Here is a 15777-nt window from a genome sequence, read left to right on the forward strand (position 1 = left end):
ACGGTCGCGATGAGCGCATCTCCGGATCCGGCGGCCCTGGCGGTCGCCCTCGTCATCCAGCGCCGCATTGCCGACGACGGCTTTGCCGCGTTCGCGCGGTGGAACGGCGAGGTCGGCGAGGCGCTGAAGGCGTGGCCCGGCTTCCTCAGCCAGGAGGTTGTGCCGCCGCAGCCGCCGGCGCATGTGGACTGGGTGACCATCCTGCGTTTCGCGAACCCGGCCGCTGCCCGCGCCTGGCTTCAGAGCGATGTGCGGGCGCGGTTGATCGCGGACGTGCAGCGCTTCTTCGTCGGGTCGGAGGACGTTCATATCCTTCCCGACACCGGCGTTCAGCGCGACAGCGCGGTCTCCGCCGTCATCTCCTTCAAGGTGCCGGATGGACTCGAGGATGCGTTCCTCAAATGGCAACAGCGCATCCAGGCCGCGGAGGCCGAGTTCAGGGGGTTCCTCCGCCACAAGATCGAGCGGCCTATCCCGGGCCTGCTCGACGAGTGGATCGTCATCCTGTCGTTCGACAGCGATGCCAACCTCAACGCGTGGCTGGACTCGCCCTTGCGGCAGACGCTGCTTGAGGAAGGCGCGCGCTTCAACGCTGGCATGAACGTGAAGCGGGCAAGCTACGGCTTCAATTTCTGGTTCCCGGCCGGCAAGACGCAGGCTCCGGAGCAAGGGCCTGGCTTAATCTGGAAGAGCAACCTCATCGTCCTGCTGGTGCTCTATCCCGTGGTCTATCTCTGGGGCTATTTCGTCAGCGCGCCGCTGATCGACAGCCGCGGCGTGCCGGTCTGGCTGTCGCTGTTCGTCGGCAATCTCGTGAGTACCCAGCTGCTCGGCTGGTTTCTCGTGCCGGCCGCCTTCAGGGCGCTCGACTGGTGGATCAAGCCGAAGGCAGCGCTCGGCCGCCAGATCGCGGGATATGCACTGCTCGCCGTGCTCTATGCGGGCTCGATGGGCCTGTACGCGCTGCTGCTCGCATGGCATTGGGGACGGTGAGGCCATCCTCCGTGCGGACCGTTGCGGTGCTGTCGGGAAGAGGTCGGTCTCTGGACGCTGACGACCATGTTCGCCCTGACATTCCTCGGCACCTCGGCAAGCGTTCCCTCAGTGGAGCGCAACCATCCGGCCCTCCTGGTGGAGGCCGCGGGCAAGCGTATCCTGGTTGATTGCGGCGAGGGCACGCAGCGCCAGTTGCTGCGCAGCGGCGCCGGCTTTCGCCAGCTCGACCGCATCCTGCTGACGCACGGGCATCTCGATCACGTACTCGGCATCCCCGGTCTCTTCTCGACACTGGGGTTGCGGCAGACCTCCGACGTGATGACCGTTCATGCGGGTCCTAGCACGCTCGACATCGTCGTTCGCATGCTCGCAGGTCTGTGGGGCGCGGGCAGGGCGCCGATCCCCGTGGCGTTCGCGCCGCTGAGCGAGGGGCAAGTGATCGATGCCGGTGACTTCACCATCGACTGTTTTCCGGTCCGCCACCGCGACACCGACAGCTTTGGCTTCTCTTTCCAAAGCCCCGCGCGCCGCCACCTTCTGCCCGAGCGGCTTGCGTCGCTCAGTGTCCCGGACGGGCCGATGCGCGGAGAGCTGGCCGCCGGACGACCGGTCGTGATCGCCGGCCGAACCATCGATCCGGAGGACGTCCTGGGCCCGCCGGGCGGCGGCAGGAAGCTCGTCGTGGTCGGCGACACCGAAACCACGGATGGTCTATCTCGACATGTCGCCGACGCCGACATGCTGGTGATCGAGGCGACGTTCCTCGATCGTGACGCCGCGACCGCGCGGGACTACGGCCATCTCACCGCGACCGAAGCCGCTTCGTTTGCCGCCGCCAACAACGTCAAGCAGCTCGTGCTGGTCCACATGTCGGGACGGTACGAGGATGAAGAGATATTGGCCGAAGCGACAAGGGTGTTTCCGAATACGCGGATCGCCGCCGACTTCGATCGCATCGTGATCTAATCGCCATCACCGCACTCAGCTCGTCAATCCCGACTTGATCGCGAGATCCTGGACTTGGGCCGTCGCCTGCATCAGCCGCGGCAACGCCTGGTCGCGGAAGGCCGCCATGTCCATGCGCATCGCATCGACCGTGACGCTCAAGCCGCCGATCACAAAACCCTGAGCGTCGAAGATCGGCGTTGCCAGCGTGCGCAGGCCATAGGCATTCTCGCCGTCGGAGACGGCATGGCCTTTTTTCTTCACCTGATCGAGCCGGGCGAGCAGTGCATCGAGATCGGTCAGCGTTCGCTCCGACAGTTTGACGCGAGGACGCAACTCGAGCCGCTCGATCTGCTGGTCGCGTGGCAGATGCGCCAGCATGACATGACCGAGCGCGGCGCTGTAGGCGGGGATGCGCGTGCCCGGCCGGCGGTCCATCTTGTGACGGTCGAGGCCGGCACCGACGCGCGCGAGATAGACCACGTCGCCGCCATCGAGAATGCCGAGCGAGGCCGCATCGCCGACCGCTGGGACGAGGTCGCGCAGCAGCGGCTCGACGATCGGCCGCAACGAGCCGCGCGACAGCACGGTGTAGCCGAGGTCGAGACAGGCGACGCCGAGACGGAACCGGCGGCTTTGCGGAATGGCTTGGAGATAGCCGAGCTCGGTCAGTGTCTGAATCAGGCGGAACGCCGTCCCGCGATCGAGATCAGCCCGTGCGGCAATCTCACTCAGGGTCAGCTCGAAGGTTTCGCTGGTGAAACTCTTGAGCACGGCAAAGGCCTTGCCGACGGAGGCGACATAATTCTTGGGATTTTTGGCGCTAGTTTCCGATACGCGCTTCGCGGCCTTCCCTGCAGCCTTGGTCATGCTCGAATGCCCCGCCATGACAGCCATGCCCTTGACGTCGGGCCGAGCTGATTTTACGACTGCACCAGCAAATAACAAATGTTCGCATTCCGAACAACATCGTTCTGACGATCGGAGGAAGTTTTGTCGACATCATCGCTGCACCCTCATGGCGTGTTCTCCGCCGCGTTGACGCCGCTCGACGCCGAGCTTGCTCCCGATCATGCGCGCTTTGTGGACCATTGTCGCTATCTGCTCGACGAAGGCTGCGACGGCATCGCGATGCTGGGCACGACGGGTGAGGCGAACTCCTTTTCGGTGGCCGAACGCACCGCGCTGCTCGAGGCGGTGGTGGCTGCCGGCATCGCGCCGCGGCGGCTTTTGCCCGGCACCGGCGTTGCCGCGCTCAGCGACACCATCGCGCTGACGCGTCACGCGCTCTCGGTCGGCGTCAACACCGTGGTGATGCTGCCGCCGTTCTACTACAAGAACGTCACAGATGACGGAATCTATGCCTCCTACAGCGAAGTGGTGCAGCGCATCGGTGATGCGCGCCTGAAAGTCGTCCTCTATCACTACCCGCAGATGTCGGCGCAGCCGATCTCGCATGCGCTGATCGAGCGGCTGCGCAAGGCCTATCCGGCCACGTTCACGGGCATCAAGGATTCGTCCGGCGACTTCGCCAACATGACAGCGATGGTCGAGCGCTTCCCTGGCTTCGCGGTCCTGGGTGGTGCTGATCCGTTGATGCTGCCGCTGCTGCGCAAGGGGGGCGCGGGCTGCATCACCGCGACCTCCAATGTCGTCGCGCGCAGTCTTGCCTATGTCTTCAAGCACTTTGGCGACAGCGACGACGATCCGGCGCTCAAGGCGGCGCAGGCGCGCATCGTGAAGGCGCGCGAGCTGGTCTCGCAATTTCCGCAGATGGCCTCGCTGAAGGCGCTTGCGGCTGATCGCACGAAGCACGCCGGTTGGCAGCGCCTGCGGCCGCCGCTGGAATCCTTGCCGCCGGACCAGCTGAAAGAGCTGCTTGCGAATGCTGCGGCATTCGCAGCTTCCGCCTAAGCTCGGTACGGACGACGAGGCGACCTGATGTCCGACTCATTCCAGGATGCATTGGCCGGGCTCGCCGCGATCGTCGGCGACAAGCACGTCATCGCGTCCGGAGCCGACCAGGAGCCTTATGTGGTGGACTGGCGCGGGCGTTATCGCGGCCGCGCGGTCGCGGTGGTGAAGCCCGGCTCGACCGCCGAGGTCGCCTCCGTCGTCAAATACTGCACTGACAGGCGCCTTGCGATCGTGCCGCAAGGCGGCAACACCGGCATGTGCGGAGCCGCGACGCCGGACGATCACGCTGGCAATGTCGTGATCCGGCTCGACCGCATGCGAGCCGTGCGCGACGTCAGTCCGCTCGCCAATACGATCACGGTCGAGGCCGGCTGCATCCTCGCCGAGGTCCAGAATGCGGCGCGTAGCGTCGATCGCTACTTTCCCTTGAGCCTGGGTGCCGAGGGTTCCTGCCAGATCGGCGGCAACATCTCGACCAATGCCGGCGGCACGGCCGTGCTGCGCTACGGTCCGACGCGCGATCTCGTGCTCGGGCTCGAAGCCGTGCTGCCCGACGGGCGTATCTTCAACGGCCTGCGCGCGCTGCGCAAGGACAACACGGGTTACGCGCTCAAGCAGCTCTTCATCGGGGCGGAAGGCACGCTCGGCATCGTCACCGCGGCGGTGCTGAAACTGTTCTCGCCGCCGCGCAGCTCGGCGCTGGCGCTGGTGAAATTGCAGGGTGTCGCGCAGGCACTCGAGATCATGGCGCGCCTGCGCGGTGCGGTGGGCGACCGGCTCGGCAGCCTCGAAATCATGTCGCGCTCGCAGATCGTGGCGATCGCGGAGACCGTGCCGCACGTCACGATCCCGTTCGAGCTGACGACGCCGTGGTACCTGATTGTCGAGTTGACGGACACGCTTGCGGGCGTCGATCTCGACGAGCCGCTCGCCACGGCGCTGGCGGATGCGATGGAAGCCGGCATCGCCGAAGACGTCATCCTGGCCTCCAACCTCGCGCAGGCGAAGGCAATCTGGGCCGTCAGGCACAGCGTGTCCGAAGGCAACAAGCGCAGCGGCTATGTCGTCTCGCACGACAGCGTTGTGCCGCTGGAGCGCCAGGCGGACTTCGTCACCAATGTCGAGGCCCGAATTATGGCCACGGTACCGCATGCCCGCGTGGTGATGCATGGCCATATCGGCGACGGCAACATCCACGTGATCGCCCTGATCGACCGTGCGCATTGTCAGGAGCCGTCGACGACGGCCGCCCTGGTAGCGCAAATCAATGAGATCGTCGACGACGAGACAGCAGCGCAGGGCGGGGCGATCAGTGCCGAGCACGGCATCGGGATCACCAATCGCGTCCGGCTGGCCCGTGTCGTCGATCCGCTCGATATCGAGCTGATGCGCGGCATCAAGCGCTTGCTCGATCCGAACGGCCTGATGAACCCCGGCAAGATCTTTGGCGCGGGAGCAGCATGACGATGACGGTCGTGCGCCTGCTTGCCGACGATCTCACCGGCGCGCTCGACACCGCGGCGGAGTTCGTCGGCCTGTGCGGACCGTTCGACGTCACCTGGGCGGATTCGCCCGCGGCTCCGGGCGCGCAAAGCCTCGCGATCGACAGCGGCACCCGCGAGCGGTCGAAAGCCGACAGCGTCGAGATCGTCGGACGGTTGGCGCCGCAGCTTCAGGGTGGGACGATCGCCTACAAGAAGGTCGATAGCCTGCTCCGCGGTGCCTGGGCGGCCGAGCTCGGCGCCTGCCTGCGCGGCGGCGATTGGGCCTCGTGTGTGGTCGCGCCTGCCTTCGACTATCAGGGACGCCGTACCGTCGAGGGCCAGCAATTCGCGCGCACTGTACAAGGTGACTGGCATCGCGTCGGCGACAACCTGCTGGACCAATTGAAACTGGAAGGTATCGAGGCGCGGCAGGGCGGCCCTGGCAAGCTCGCGCAAGGTGGCGTTCAGGTGTTCGATGCCGAGAGCGACATCGATCTCGATCGCGTCGTCGAAATGGCGGGGCAGATGCCGGGGCCCGTGCTCTGGTGCGGAAGCGGCGGGCTGGCCGGCGCGCTCGCCCGCGGCCATCGCGCCGATGCCCCGAGCCGGCTGAAGCGGCCGGTGCTGGGGCTGTTCGGTTCCGACCAGGCCGCCACTGCCTCCCAGCTCGCAGCATGTGGCGAAGCCACCATCGCGTTGGCCGAAGGTGAGGGGGGCGCAGGCGTTCAACGCAAGCTGGCTGACGATGGCGTGGCGCTGGTGAAATTCGCGCTCGCGGATGGCCTTTCGCGCGCCGAGGCCGCCCAGCGGATCGCGCGTGAGCTGACAACGCTGATTTCGGCTCTCGATCCGCCCGGAACCTTGATCGTTGCTGGCGGCGAGACCTTGAAGGCCGTATGCATTGCGCTCGGCGCGCATGCGCTCCAGGTGACTGGGCGTATCGTGCCGGGGCTACCACGCTCGATTCTGCAAGGCGGCCGCTGGGCCGGCGTCGACGTTATCTCGAAATCCGGCGCGTTCGGCCCGAGCGAGCTGTGGCGCGATCTGCTCCGGGACAATCATTTGCTCAATACGGGGAGCCCGACATGACCTCTCGTCATCTTGCCATCACCATGGGCGATCCGGCCGGGATCGGCCCGGAGATCATCGTCAAGGCCTGCGTCGGGCTGAAGGACCGGATCGCGACAGGCGATCTGCGCATCCTGATCATCGGCAGCGGCGCCGCGCTCGAGGATGCCAGGGCCGCGCTCGGCGCTGCCGTTGCGATTCCGGAGGTGAGTGCCGACGATGCTGACTGGCCGAACCTCTGCTTCCTCCAGGCGGATGTCGAGGGCACCCCGATCAAGCCGGGCGTGCTCAGCGCAGACGGCGGCCGCTTTGCCTACAAGGCGATCGAGCAGGGCGTGCGTCTGACCCAGGCCGGCCGGACTGCGGCCATCGTCACCGCGCCGCTCAACAAGGAAGCACTCAACAAGGCCGGCTATCACTTCCCTGGCCATACCGAGATGCTGGCGCACCTCACCGGTGTGCGCGGATCGGTGATGCTGCTCGCCCACGGCAACATGCGCGTCAGCCATGTCTCGACCCACGTGGCGCTGGAAGACGTACCGAAGCGCCTGACGCCGGAGCGTCTGCGCATGGTGATCGATCTCACCAACGAGGCCTTGCTGCGGCTCGGTATCGCCAAGCCAAAGATTGCGATCGCCGCGCTCAATCCGCATGCGGGCGAGGGCGGTCTGTTCGGCCGGCAGGATATCGACGTTTCGGCACCGACGATTGCCAAGGCCGTCGCCGATGGCCTCGACGTCGTCGGCCCGGTGCCCGGTGACACCATCTTCGTCAAGCTGCGCGCCGGCCAGTACGATGCTGCGGTCGCGATGTATCACGACCAGGGGCACATCCCCGTCAAGCTGCTGGGCTTCCAGGTCGATCCCGCGACCGGCCGCTGGCAGGAGCTCTCCGGCGTCAACATCACGCTGGGCCTGCCGATCATCCGCACCTCCGTCGATCATGGCACCGCCTTCGACATTGCCGGCAAGGGCATTGCCAACGAGCACAGCCTGATCGAGGCCATCGACTATGCCGAGCGGCTCTCCGCTGGCGTCTCCGCCTCCAAGTCATGAGATCTAGCGCACGATGACCAACGCCTTCACGCCCATCGAAATCCAACGTCCCACCATCCTGGAATTCGGCAACGGCACCATCACGGCTGCTGCGCGCTTCGCCGAGCGGATCGGCGCCAGGCGGCCGCTGGTGATTTCCGATCCGTTCAATGCGCGCCGCGTCGATGCGCTGGTGCTGCCGGGTGCAGTGAAAGTGTTTGGCGACGTCAAGCCTGAACCGGACCTGCCTAATCTGGAGAAGGCGGTGGCGATGGCGAAAGAGGTCGCGCCTGATCTCGTCGTCGGCTTCGGCGGCGGCAGCGCGATGGATCTCGCCAAGCTGGTCGCGGTGCTCTGCACCAGCGACGTGGCCTTTGCCGATATCGTTGGACCGGAAAAAGTCGCCGGCCGCAGCGTGCCGCTGATGCAGATCCCGACCACGTCGGGCACCGGCAGCGAGGCCGGCACCCGCGCGCTCGTCACCGATCCCGTCAGCCAGAACAAGCAGGCGGTGCAGAGCCGCTTCATGCTTGCTGATATCGCCATCGTCGATCCTGATCTCACGATGACCGTGCCGAAGGAGGTCACTGCGGCCACCGGCGTCGATGCGCTGGCGCATTGCGTCGAGGCCTATACCAGCCGCAAGGCGCATCCGATGATCGACCTTTATGCGCTCGAGGGCGCGCGGCTGGTCGGGCAATATCTCAAGCGGGCGGTCGCCGACGGCGGCGATCGCGAGGCGCGCGCGGGTCTCTCCCTGGCCTCGCTCTATGGCGGCTATTGCCTCGGGCCGGTGAACACCACTGCCGGGCATGCCGTCGCTTATCCGCTCGGCACGCGCCATCATGTCGCGCATGGGCTCGCCTGTGCCGTGATCTTCCCGCACACGCTGGCCTTCAACATGCCGGCAGTCGAGGCGAAGACGGTCGCGGTGCTGGCGGCGCTCGGCCTGCCGGCACGGAACGATGCGAAGCTCGCATTCGACGCCACTTACGAGTTCTGCAAGAACCTCGGCATCGAGATGCGTCTGTCCGCGCTCGGCGTGCCCAAGGACGACTTCGGCGTGATGGCCGACGAGGCCCATGCCATTCGCCGCCTGCTCGACAATAATCCGCGAGACCTCGGCCGGGATGCGATCCTGAACATGTACGAGGTCGCGTTCTAGTCACCTCCGCCGCGCGCGGCACCCAATCAACAAACAGTAGCAGTAGAGGAAACTTCGATGAGATCGATGTGGCTTGGTCTTGTGTCAGCCGTGCTGCTGGCGACGTCGCCGGCAAAGGCGCAGGACGGCTACCCGTCCAAGCAGGTGACGGTGATTGTGCCCTTCGCCGCCGGCGGTACCGCCGACATCTTCGCGCGCATGGTGTCGAACCATCTGCAAGTGAAGCTGGGCAAGCCGTTCGTGGTCGAGAATGTCGGCGGTGCCGGCTCGATCCTCGGCGTGACGCGGCTGGCGAAATCGGCGCCTGACGGCATCACGCTCGGCCTTGCCAGCACCTCCGCGCTCGCGATCAACCCCACGCTCTACGGTCCGAAGCTCAGCTACCAGCCGGACAGGGACCTGGTGCCGGTCGCCCAGATCAGCGTCGTGCCGAATGTGCTCGTGGTGAATCCGAACAAGATCAAGGCGCGCACCGTGCCGGAGCTGATCGCCTATCTGAAGGCGAACCCGGACAAGGTCTCGTTCGGCTCGGCCGGCGTCGGCACCTCGCAGCATCTTGCCGCTGAACTGTTTCAACAGATGACCGGCACCAAGATGGTACATGTGCCCTATAAGGGCTCCAGCCAGATGCTGACGGATCTGTTGAGCGGCCAGATCGATCTTGCCTTCGACAACGTGCCACTGCTGCTGCCACAGGTGAAGACCGGCCAGCTCGCGATGCTCGCCACTGCAACGCCCAAGCGCGCCGCCTTCGATCCGGAAGTCCCGGCCGTCGCCGAATTCCTGCCGGGCTTCGAAGCGGTGGCCTGGCACGGCTTCTTCGTTCCCGCGGCCACGCCGAAGCCCATCGTCGAAAAGCTGTCGGGCGAGATCCGCGCCTTCATGCAGCAGCCGGAGACGGTGCAGAAGATGGCCGAGCTCGGCGCGGCCGCGGTTGCGGTCGATTCCGAACCTTTCAAGGCCTACATCGCCTCCGAGACCGAGCGGTGGAAGAAGGTGATCGAAGCGGCGAATATCAAGCTGGAGTAGGCGACGGTCGCTTATCTGGCGGACGGGTCGCTGTCGGCTCGGCTTCCTCACGAGCCCCCGCTGAGCGCGGGGCTCGCCCCTCATTCGAAGAATTCGCCAACCCAGTTGTGCCTGACAGCCTCGACGTGCCAGCCCATTGCGCGTTGCGCGTTCGGCAGGGGATCCGGCACGTCGCTGCGGACGTGACTGCCTAGGCCTCGCGCACGGTGCGCGTGGCGTCCTTCGCTCCGCAGGCGAAACCTGCCTTGTGACTCGAAAATCCGGCTGTAGCCGTCGGTCGGAAAGAAAGTTCCTGCGATCGGAAAGTGGGTCGGCTGCTGCCGAAGCATCAGGAACGTGATGTCCTCCGCGGTTTCCGAGAGACGTGTCATGACTGTCCTGCTGAGAAACACCTTCAAGGCCTGGATCGACCGGGCGCCGGGCGCGCCGCCCAAGCTGGTCATGGTCGGCGACGTGAGAGTATCGACCGATGGCTGGCAGGCCCGGCTGACCAGGCGCTCGCCGCAGGGTATCAATCCGAAGATCCTGATCCTCGACGTCAAGACGCAGCAGCCGGGCGGCGATGCGCAGGAAGCGATCACCACGATCCCGCTCCGCTACGAGGAGAGCCCGCCGCAGGACGAATACGGCCAGGTGATGATCGCGAACGGCAAGGCTGAGATCGTGGTTCGAGTCTGCGGCTCGAACTAGCCTAGGCGCTGATGAAGCAGCAGACGGGGGGATTTTCGGCCGCAGGCATCAGCGAACTGGATCAGGCGCTGCCTGCGCCGGCGGGTCTTGGTTACCGGCGCAGTCGGGCCGCCGGTTCACAGGCCCGTGCACCGCAGCGCTTGCCAGCCCAAGGCCGAGCGGGTAGAACGCTGCCACGCCTGAGCCGTGATTTGCGCCAAACGCGCTTCCGGCCGCAGCTGAACAAGTCAGCAAGCTATTGAATTTGTTCGGCTATTCCATTGGGGAATGGTGTAACGGTAGCACAACAGACTCTGACTCTGTTTGTCTTGGTTCGAATCCAGGTTCCCCAGCCAGTTCCGGGCGTTTTACCCAGATCATAACCTGCTCTGAATCGGGCCCGCGCGTCGCGAGCCTGACGTGCCGTCGGCAGGCCTCCCCGTCGTCGGTGCGGCCTCGGCGCCTTGGCCCGACTTATCGCGCCCGCGATGCGCCGCGCGGCGATGCAAGGCGAAATGACTAGCGGCGCTTCTTCCGGCCTGTCTTGGCGGCACGCTTTTTCGGCGCCCGTCGCTGGCCGCGACCTGCATCTGCCGCGCCCCATGGAATTTTCGCGCTGACGCGCGTCTTGGCGCCGACGAGATTGGGCGTCTGGTTGTATTTGAGGCGACGGAGTTTGGCCGTGACGAGTTCGCTCAGCTCCTGGAACGACGGATTGGCGCCGCGGTCTCGTTGTTCGCGCAGCACCTTCGCCATGCAGAACGTGTAGGCGCCATACGACGTGACGCCGTCACGATATTCATAGGACAGCTCCTGCTCCTGGCAGGCCTCGAGGAGAATCGGCAGATAAGGACCGTGATGCCCGAGCTCGGCCCGCGTCTTGTTGTATTCCTTGTCGGGCTGGGTGCGGAGCGCCATGCTGCGCCCGAGCCGCTGCGTGGCGCCGTTGTCGCCGAGATAGTCGGCGCCGTTCTTGCTCTTGCTCAGACTCTCGTTGAGGGGAGGGAACTCGCGCGGCACCCACATGCCTTCGCTTGCCTCCCACCGCAGCGCCCGGTGGCGGATATCGTCGGGCGGCGTCAGGCCGCGGATGCGTGGACCGCCGTCACGTGTCATGCCGCCGGAATGGCAGCAGTCGAGCATGGCGACGAAATAGCAGTCGTACGGAAGCTGTGAATAGAGCTGGCTGAACTGGCGGTCGAGAATCGCGTGCTCGGGCGTCCAGTCGAAATCATAGGGGACCAGGCACTCGTCGACGCTATCCGGTGCGCCGCTCGGGCTGTATCTGGGAATCTGGGCGCCATGGCCCGAGTAGACCAGCATACGCTCGTCGCCGTCGCGGACGCCCTCGAGCAGCCAGTGAAGCCTTTCCATGATACCCTGCGCCGTCGCCCGCTCATTGAGCACGACGCGTATTTCGTCCGGCTTGAAGCCGCTTTCCTGTAGCACCGAGCTCATGAGGAATACGTCGTTGACGCATCCTTCGAGTCTGTCCGCGGGTTTGGGATAGTCGTTGATGCCGATGAGCAGGGCGCGGCGGGTCGGCCGGGTGTCAATGCGGGCAATTCCCCGCGCGGCGCTGACGATGGAGCGTGACGCCGGCACCGGGACCACGTCGTGCCAGACGGTGGCGACGGTCTCGGGGCGCGACAGGTACCAGGTCGCGTTGTGATTCAGGAGATCGTTGGGGACATCGAACGGTGTCAGCACCTGCTGAAAATTGTCTGCGGCGATCTCGAGCGGATAGGTAAGAACGCGATCTTCCCGGTTGAACAGATGGTACCATTTCCGGCAGGGAAGGTCCTGAATGCGGCCTGCAAAGATGTCGCGCACCGCGGGATTGCCGATCTGCGAGCCGAACGTGACGAAGACTTTGTCCCTGATCGCTGCGGGGTTGCGCACGAACGTGTCGTAGCAGATCAGCGAGCCGAGGCTGTGAGCCAGGACAACGTCGTAGTTGCCGCTCTTCAGCTTATCGAGGACTGCGCCGCGCAGCGCGGCCTGCAGCTGCTCATCCACCGACCACTGGGCGACCATGCCCGCGGTCCATCTGATCAGGGTTGGTACATCATCCAGGCTGCGTGTGCCCGCGAGAAGATCATCGACCCCGTGGACGGTTGCGCTCGCGAGCAGTTTTGCTAGTGCGATGCCATAGGTGAAGAGGTTCGGCGGGTTCTTGTCGAACAAGTCGTCATACGAGAGGAAGTCGATGGCCGGGTTGAGGCTCTGATCGACGGACTGGACGGCGCGTATGATCGCCTCGGACCATGACTTTCGAAACTCGGCGTCGATCTCCGCGTGACCGACGCCGTGGACGCAAAGCAATGACAAGCGGGTGCTCATGAACGCTGCCTTCTCAACTGCAATCTGAAGTAGCCGATGTGCGAGCGCAAACGTGCGGGATGATGTCACGGCGCCGCGAGCTTCAAATGTGAAGTAGCGCACGAAATCCTCGCGACAGTTTGCCTCACCTTGCGGGTGCGATGACGTGTCGGATCGCCGTGCGCCGCTACGTCCTTGGGGCAGGCAACCCAAAGGAGATCCCGTGATGCCCTATGTCGATGGTTTCGTGCTGGCCGTGCCGAAGGACAAGATCGAGGCCTACAAGGCGCTGGCGCGAAAGGCCTGCGCGGTGTGGATGGAACACGGCGCGCTCGATTACGTCGAGTGCATCGGCGACGACGTGCCCTATGGCGAATTGACCTCGTTTCCGCGCGCGGTGATCGCGACGGAGGACGAGGTCGTGGTGTTCTCCTGGATCGTCTACCGTGACCGGGAGACCCGCGATGCCGTCAACAAGAAGGTGATGGCCGATGAGCGGCTCAAGGGCGCCGACATGCCCTTCGACGGCAAGCGCATGATCTATGGCGGCTTCACGACGCTGCTGCGGGCGAGCGACGTCGTCGGCTGACGGCGTTCGCAGGGTGGGTTGGCGACAGCCTTACCCACCGCCTCTGCGTTCGCGGAAACACACGGGGGCCGGGTTACGCCAGCGGACCGCGCTTGGCACAGTCGCAGTGTTAACCCACCCCTGCAGATGGCAATGACGTCCACCGTTCGGGTTACCGCGTTCGCGCCGGGCGACGCCGGATTTGAACGCCGCCCGCGCCGGCGCGTTCGCTGCCTCCCATGCAGCATTGCGCAAGTCCGTTTCGTCTTGCCGGTGTCCGGCTGGCATGCCATCCTAGATCCACCAGGCATAAACAAACGGAAGCGGGCGCTTAGCCTGCAGCTTCCAAAATAGCTTGGTTGGGGAAACCCTTTGGGAGGTCTGATTTGATGAATTTCAAGCACGTCACCGGGCTGTTTTGCGCAGCCGCGATGTTCCTTGCGCTCGGCTCCGGCGCGCAGGCCCAGGACAAGGTCATCAAGATCGGCGTCATCATGCCGATGTCCGGCGGCACCGCCTCGATCGGTGCGCACGCCAAGGCGGCGCTCGAAGTCGCCATGGACATCATCAACAACGCCCATCCTGAGCTTGGCAATCTGCCGCTGGCGAAGAACGCCGGCCTTGCCGGCCTCGGCGGCGCCAAGATCGAGGCTGTGTTCGCCGACAACCAGGGCAACCCGGCGACGGGCCAGAATCAGGCGCTACGCCTGATCACGGAAGAGAAGGTGGCGGCCGTGTTCGGCTCCTACCAGTCCGGCGTCACGCTGACGTCGAGCGCGATCGCCGAGAAATACGGCGTTCCCTTCCTGAACTCGGAATCGGTCGCCGCCAATCTCACCGAGCGCGGCTTCAAATGGTTCTTCCGCACCACGCCGATCGCGACCGATTTCGCCAAGATCTATGTCGACTTCCTCGCCGACATCAAGGCGCAGGGTGCCAAGACCGACAGCGTCGCGGTGGTCCATGACAACACCGAATACGGCACCTCGGTCGCCAACACGATCGCCGGCGCCTTCAAGGAAAAGGGCCAACCGATCGCGCTCGACATCGCCTATCCCGTCAATGCGACCGACTTGCAGGGCCAGGTGCTCCAGCTCAAGGACAAGAAGCCCGACGTCGTCATCATGATCAGCTACACGTCGGATGCGATCCTGTTCGCCAAGACCATGCAGTCGCTCGATTACAAGCCGGCCGTGCTGCTGGCGGACGATGCCGGCTACTCCGATCCATCCTTCACCAAGGCGGTCGGCAAGATCTCGCAAGGCGTCTTCAACCGCTCGTCCTGGGTCGTGGGACCGCCGGGCTCGGCGTCCGCCATCATCGCCGACATGTACAAGAAGAAGAGCGGCGAGGAGATGGACGACACTGTGGCGCGCCAGATGCAGGGCTTCTTCGTGCTGGCCGATGCCATCGACCGCGCCGGCTCGACCGAGCCTGCCAAGATCCAGGCCGCGCTGAAGGCGACGGACCTGAAGCCCGAGCAGCTCATGATCGGCTACAAGGGCGTGAAGTTCGACGACAAGGGCCAGAACATCCTGGCTTCCGGCGCCATCATCCAGCTCCAGGATGGCGAGAACTACGTCGCGGTATGGCCGAAGGCCAATGCCGAGAAGGCGCCGGTACTGCCCTACAAGGGCTGGTGAGATTGCCTGAAGGCGGGACCGCGCGTCCCGCCTTTCCCATAATGTTTTGATCAGAGCAACGCAGCTCATGTCCTTTGTTCTCGTGCAGGTGATTGCCGGCGGGCTTCTGCTCGGTGCCGTCTACGCCCTGTTTTCCTCTGGCCTCACGCTGGTGTGGGGCATGATGAACATCGTCAATTTCGCGCATGGCGACTTCGTCATGCTCGGCATGTACGTCGCCTATGTCGTCTATACGCTGATGGGGGGAGGGCCGATCCTCGGCGCGCCGCTGGCGACACTGGTGCTCGCGACCGTCGGGGTCGTGGTCTATTTCGCCCTGATCCGCGACATCATGAAGGGGCCGATGCTGGCGCAGATCCTCGGCACGTTCGGGCTCGCGCTGCTGCTGCGCTATTCCGTGTTCTGGTGGTTCGGCGCCAACTTCCTGTCGATGCCGTCGAATATCGTCGGCGGCACTTATGCGTTTGCGGGCCTGCGCATCGAAGCCTCGCGGCTGCTTGCCGGTGTCGTCGCGCTGCTGGTGACATTCGGCCTCCATCTGCTCCTGACGCGCACATCGCTTGGTTCAAAAATGCTGGCGGTGGCGGAGGATCAGACCGCGGCTCAGCTCATGGGCATCAGGCCCGATACCATGCAGGCGATTGCCTGGGCCATCGCGGCCGGCGCCACCGGCCTTGCCGGCGCGCTGATCGCGAACTTCTTCTACATCGTGCCGACGGTCGGCGAGACGCTCGGCATCGTCGCCTTCGTGACGGTATCCCTTGGCGGCTTCGGCAGCGTGCCAGGCGCGCTCGTCGCGGGCCTGTTGATCGGCGTCATCGAGTCGCTCTCCGGCTATCTGATCGGTGCGGTCTACAAGGACATCGTCGTCTATGTCCTGTTCCTGTTCTTCCTCTGGTTCCGGCCGCAAGGCCTGATGGGCAAGCTCTGATGAGAA

Annotated in this window: 15 protein-coding genes and 1 tRNA gene; 13 read left to right on the forward strand and 3 right to left on the reverse strand. The window is 64.9% G+C overall.

Translation table 11 applies throughout. The features are described from left to right. Positions 1-9 precede the first annotated feature (9 nt). Both IVB46_RS25305 and rnz read left to right on the forward strand, forming a co-directional pair. Positions 10-993 (forward strand): antibiotic biosynthesis monooxygenase, encoded by a 984-nt coding sequence (locus IVB46_RS25305; RefSeq protein WP_247311872.1) that lies wholly within the window; start codon positions 10-12, stop codon positions 991-993. A gap of 66 nt (positions 994-1059) precedes the next feature. Continuing rightward, on the forward strand, positions 1060-1962 hold the full coding sequence (gene rnz, locus IVB46_RS25310; RefSeq protein WP_247343710.1) for a ribonuclease Z: 903 nt from the start codon (positions 1060-1062) through the stop codon (positions 1960-1962). A 15-nt stretch (positions 1963-1977) separates the two neighbouring features. Here the strand turns inward: rnz and IVB46_RS25315 are convergent, their stop codons facing one another. Beyond that, a complete protein-coding gene (locus tag IVB46_RS25315; protein WP_247311877.1) occupies positions 1978-2811 on the reverse strand; it encodes an IclR family transcriptional regulator C-terminal domain-containing protein in 834 nt (277 codons plus the stop codon). Positions 2812-2934: 123 nt separating this feature from the next. Between IVB46_RS25315 and IVB46_RS25320 the strand changes: the two genes are divergently transcribed. From IVB46_RS25320 to IVB46_RS25345, 6 genes are read left to right on the forward strand one after another with little or no spacing between them, the layout of a single operon-like run. Continuing rightward, a complete protein-coding gene (locus IVB46_RS25320) occupies positions 2935-3855 on the forward strand; it encodes a dihydrodipicolinate synthase family protein (protein ID WP_247311880.1) in 921 nt (306 codons plus the stop codon). 27 nt (positions 3856-3882) lie between these two features. Then, complete coding sequence (locus IVB46_RS25325) at positions 3883-5322, forward strand: FAD-binding oxidoreductase (RefSeq protein WP_247311883.1); 1440 nt, start codon at positions 3883-3885, stop codon at positions 5320-5322. Between the two features lie 2 nt (positions 5323-5324). Next, positions 5325-6431, forward strand: a complete 1107-nt coding sequence (locus IVB46_RS25330; protein WP_247312237.1) for a four-carbon acid sugar kinase family protein — start codon at positions 5325-5327, stop codon at positions 6429-6431. Then, the gene (gene pdxA / locus IVB46_RS25335) at positions 6428-7465 is read left to right on the forward strand and encodes a 4-hydroxythreonine-4-phosphate dehydrogenase PdxA (RefSeq protein WP_247311886.1); all 1038 of its coding nucleotides are present in this window, start codon (positions 6428-6430) and stop codon (positions 7463-7465) included. The genes IVB46_RS25330 and pdxA overlap by 4 nt, the downstream gene beginning before the upstream one ends. A gap of 13 nt (positions 7466-7478) precedes the next feature. Continuing rightward, positions 7479-8609 (forward strand): iron-containing alcohol dehydrogenase, encoded by a 1131-nt coding sequence (locus IVB46_RS25340; RefSeq protein WP_247311890.1) that lies wholly within the window; start codon positions 7479-7481, stop codon positions 8607-8609. Between the two features lie 57 nt (positions 8610-8666). Continuing rightward, the gene (locus tag IVB46_RS25345; protein WP_247311894.1) at positions 8667-9638 is read left to right on the forward strand and encodes a tripartite tricarboxylate transporter substrate binding protein; all 972 of its coding nucleotides are present in this window, start codon (positions 8667-8669) and stop codon (positions 9636-9638) included. A gap of 80 nt (positions 9639-9718) precedes the next feature. Here the strand turns inward: IVB46_RS25345 and IVB46_RS25350 are convergent, their stop codons facing one another. Then, complete coding sequence (locus tag IVB46_RS25350; protein ID WP_247311897.1) at positions 9719-10009, reverse strand: hypothetical protein; 291 nt, start codon at positions 10007-10009, stop codon at positions 9719-9721. On the opposite strand from IVB46_RS25350, the gene IVB46_RS25355 reads away from it, so the two are divergent. After that, positions 10008-10328 (forward strand): hypothetical protein, encoded by a 321-nt coding sequence (locus IVB46_RS25355; RefSeq protein ID WP_247311901.1) that lies wholly within the window; start codon positions 10008-10010, stop codon positions 10326-10328. The genes IVB46_RS25350 and IVB46_RS25355 overlap by 2 nt on opposite strands. Positions 10329-10589: 261 nt before the next feature. Next, positions 10590-10663 (forward strand) — tRNA-Gln (locus IVB46_RS25360). Between the two features lie 163 nt (positions 10664-10826). On the opposite strand, the gene IVB46_RS25365 is transcribed toward IVB46_RS25360, so the two are convergent. Further along, entirely contained in the window at positions 10827-12650 is a 1824-nt protein-coding gene (locus IVB46_RS25365; protein WP_247311904.1) for a caspase family protein, read from the reverse strand. 205 nt (positions 12651-12855) lie between these two features. Here IVB46_RS25365 and IVB46_RS25370 point away from each other — a divergent pair, with 205 nt between their 5' ends. The 3 genes from IVB46_RS25370 (at position 12856) to IVB46_RS25380 (ending at position 15771) form a co-directional block, all read left to right on the forward strand. Then, positions 12856-13218, forward strand: coding sequence for a DUF1428 family protein (locus tag IVB46_RS25370; RefSeq protein WP_247311907.1), 363 nt, complete (start codon positions 12856-12858; stop codon positions 13216-13218). Between the two features lie 368 nt (positions 13219-13586). Next, the gene (locus tag IVB46_RS25375; protein ID WP_247311909.1) at positions 13587-14840 is read left to right on the forward strand and encodes an ABC transporter substrate-binding protein; all 1254 of its coding nucleotides are present in this window, start codon (positions 13587-13589) and stop codon (positions 14838-14840) included. 67 nt (positions 14841-14907) lie between these two features. Then, positions 14908-15771 carry a branched-chain amino acid ABC transporter permease gene (locus IVB46_RS25380; RefSeq protein WP_028157734.1) on the forward strand — a complete coding sequence of 288 codons (864 nt, stop codon included), beginning with the start codon at positions 14908-14910 and terminating at the stop codon, positions 15769-15771. Positions 15772-15777: the final 6 nt, after the last annotated feature.

This window comes from Bradyrhizobium sp. 61, assembly GCF_023073075.1.
GTDB classification, from domain to species: Bacteria; Pseudomonadota; Alphaproteobacteria; order Rhizobiales; family Xanthobacteraceae; genus Bradyrhizobium; species Bradyrhizobium barranii.

Excerpts from the sequence above, each read along its gene's own strand:
- IVB46_RS25305 (WP_247311872.1), top strand. The coding sequence starts at position 10 with ATGAGCGCATCTCCGGATCCGGCGGCCCTGGCGGTCGCCCTCGTCATC.
- rnz (WP_247343710.1), top strand. The coding sequence starts at position 1,060 with ATGTTCGCCCTGACATTCCTCGGCACCTCGGCAAGCGTTCCCTCAGTG.
- IVB46_RS25315 (WP_247311877.1), bottom strand. The coding sequence starts at position 2,811 with ATGACCAAGGCTGCAGGGAAGGCCGCGAAGCGCGTATCGGAAACTAGC.
- IVB46_RS25325 (WP_247311883.1), top strand. The coding sequence starts at position 3,883 with ATGTCCGACTCATTCCAGGATGCATTGGCCGGGCTCGCCGCGATCGTC.
- IVB46_RS25330 (WP_247312237.1), top strand. The coding sequence starts at position 5,325 with ATGACGGTCGTGCGCCTGCTTGCCGACGATCTCACCGGCGCGCTCGAC.
- pdxA (WP_247311886.1), top strand. The coding sequence starts at position 6,428 with ATGACCTCTCGTCATCTTGCCATCACCATGGGCGATCCGGCCGGGATC.
- IVB46_RS25340 (WP_247311890.1), top strand. The coding sequence starts at position 7,479 with ATGACCAACGCCTTCACGCCCATCGAAATCCAACGTCCCACCATCCTG.
- IVB46_RS25345 (WP_247311894.1), top strand. The coding sequence starts at position 8,667 with ATGAGATCGATGTGGCTTGGTCTTGTGTCAGCCGTGCTGCTGGCGACG.
- IVB46_RS25355 (WP_247311901.1), top strand. The coding sequence starts at position 10,008 with ATGACTGTCCTGCTGAGAAACACCTTCAAGGCCTGGATCGACCGGGCG.
- IVB46_RS25350 (WP_247311897.1), bottom strand. The coding sequence starts at position 10,009 with ATGACACGTCTCTCGGAAACCGCGGAGGACATCACGTTCCTGATGCTT.
- IVB46_RS25365 (WP_247311904.1), bottom strand. The coding sequence starts at position 12,650 with ATGAGCACCCGCTTGTCATTGCTTTGCGTCCACGGCGTCGGTCACGCG.
- IVB46_RS25370 (WP_247311907.1), top strand. The coding sequence starts at position 12,856 with ATGCCCTATGTCGATGGTTTCGTGCTGGCCGTGCCGAAGGACAAGATC.
- IVB46_RS25375 (WP_247311909.1), top strand. The coding sequence starts at position 13,587 with ATGAATTTCAAGCACGTCACCGGGCTGTTTTGCGCAGCCGCGATGTTC.
- IVB46_RS25380 (WP_028157734.1), top strand. The coding sequence starts at position 14,908 with ATGTCCTTTGTTCTCGTGCAGGTGATTGCCGGCGGGCTTCTGCTCGGT.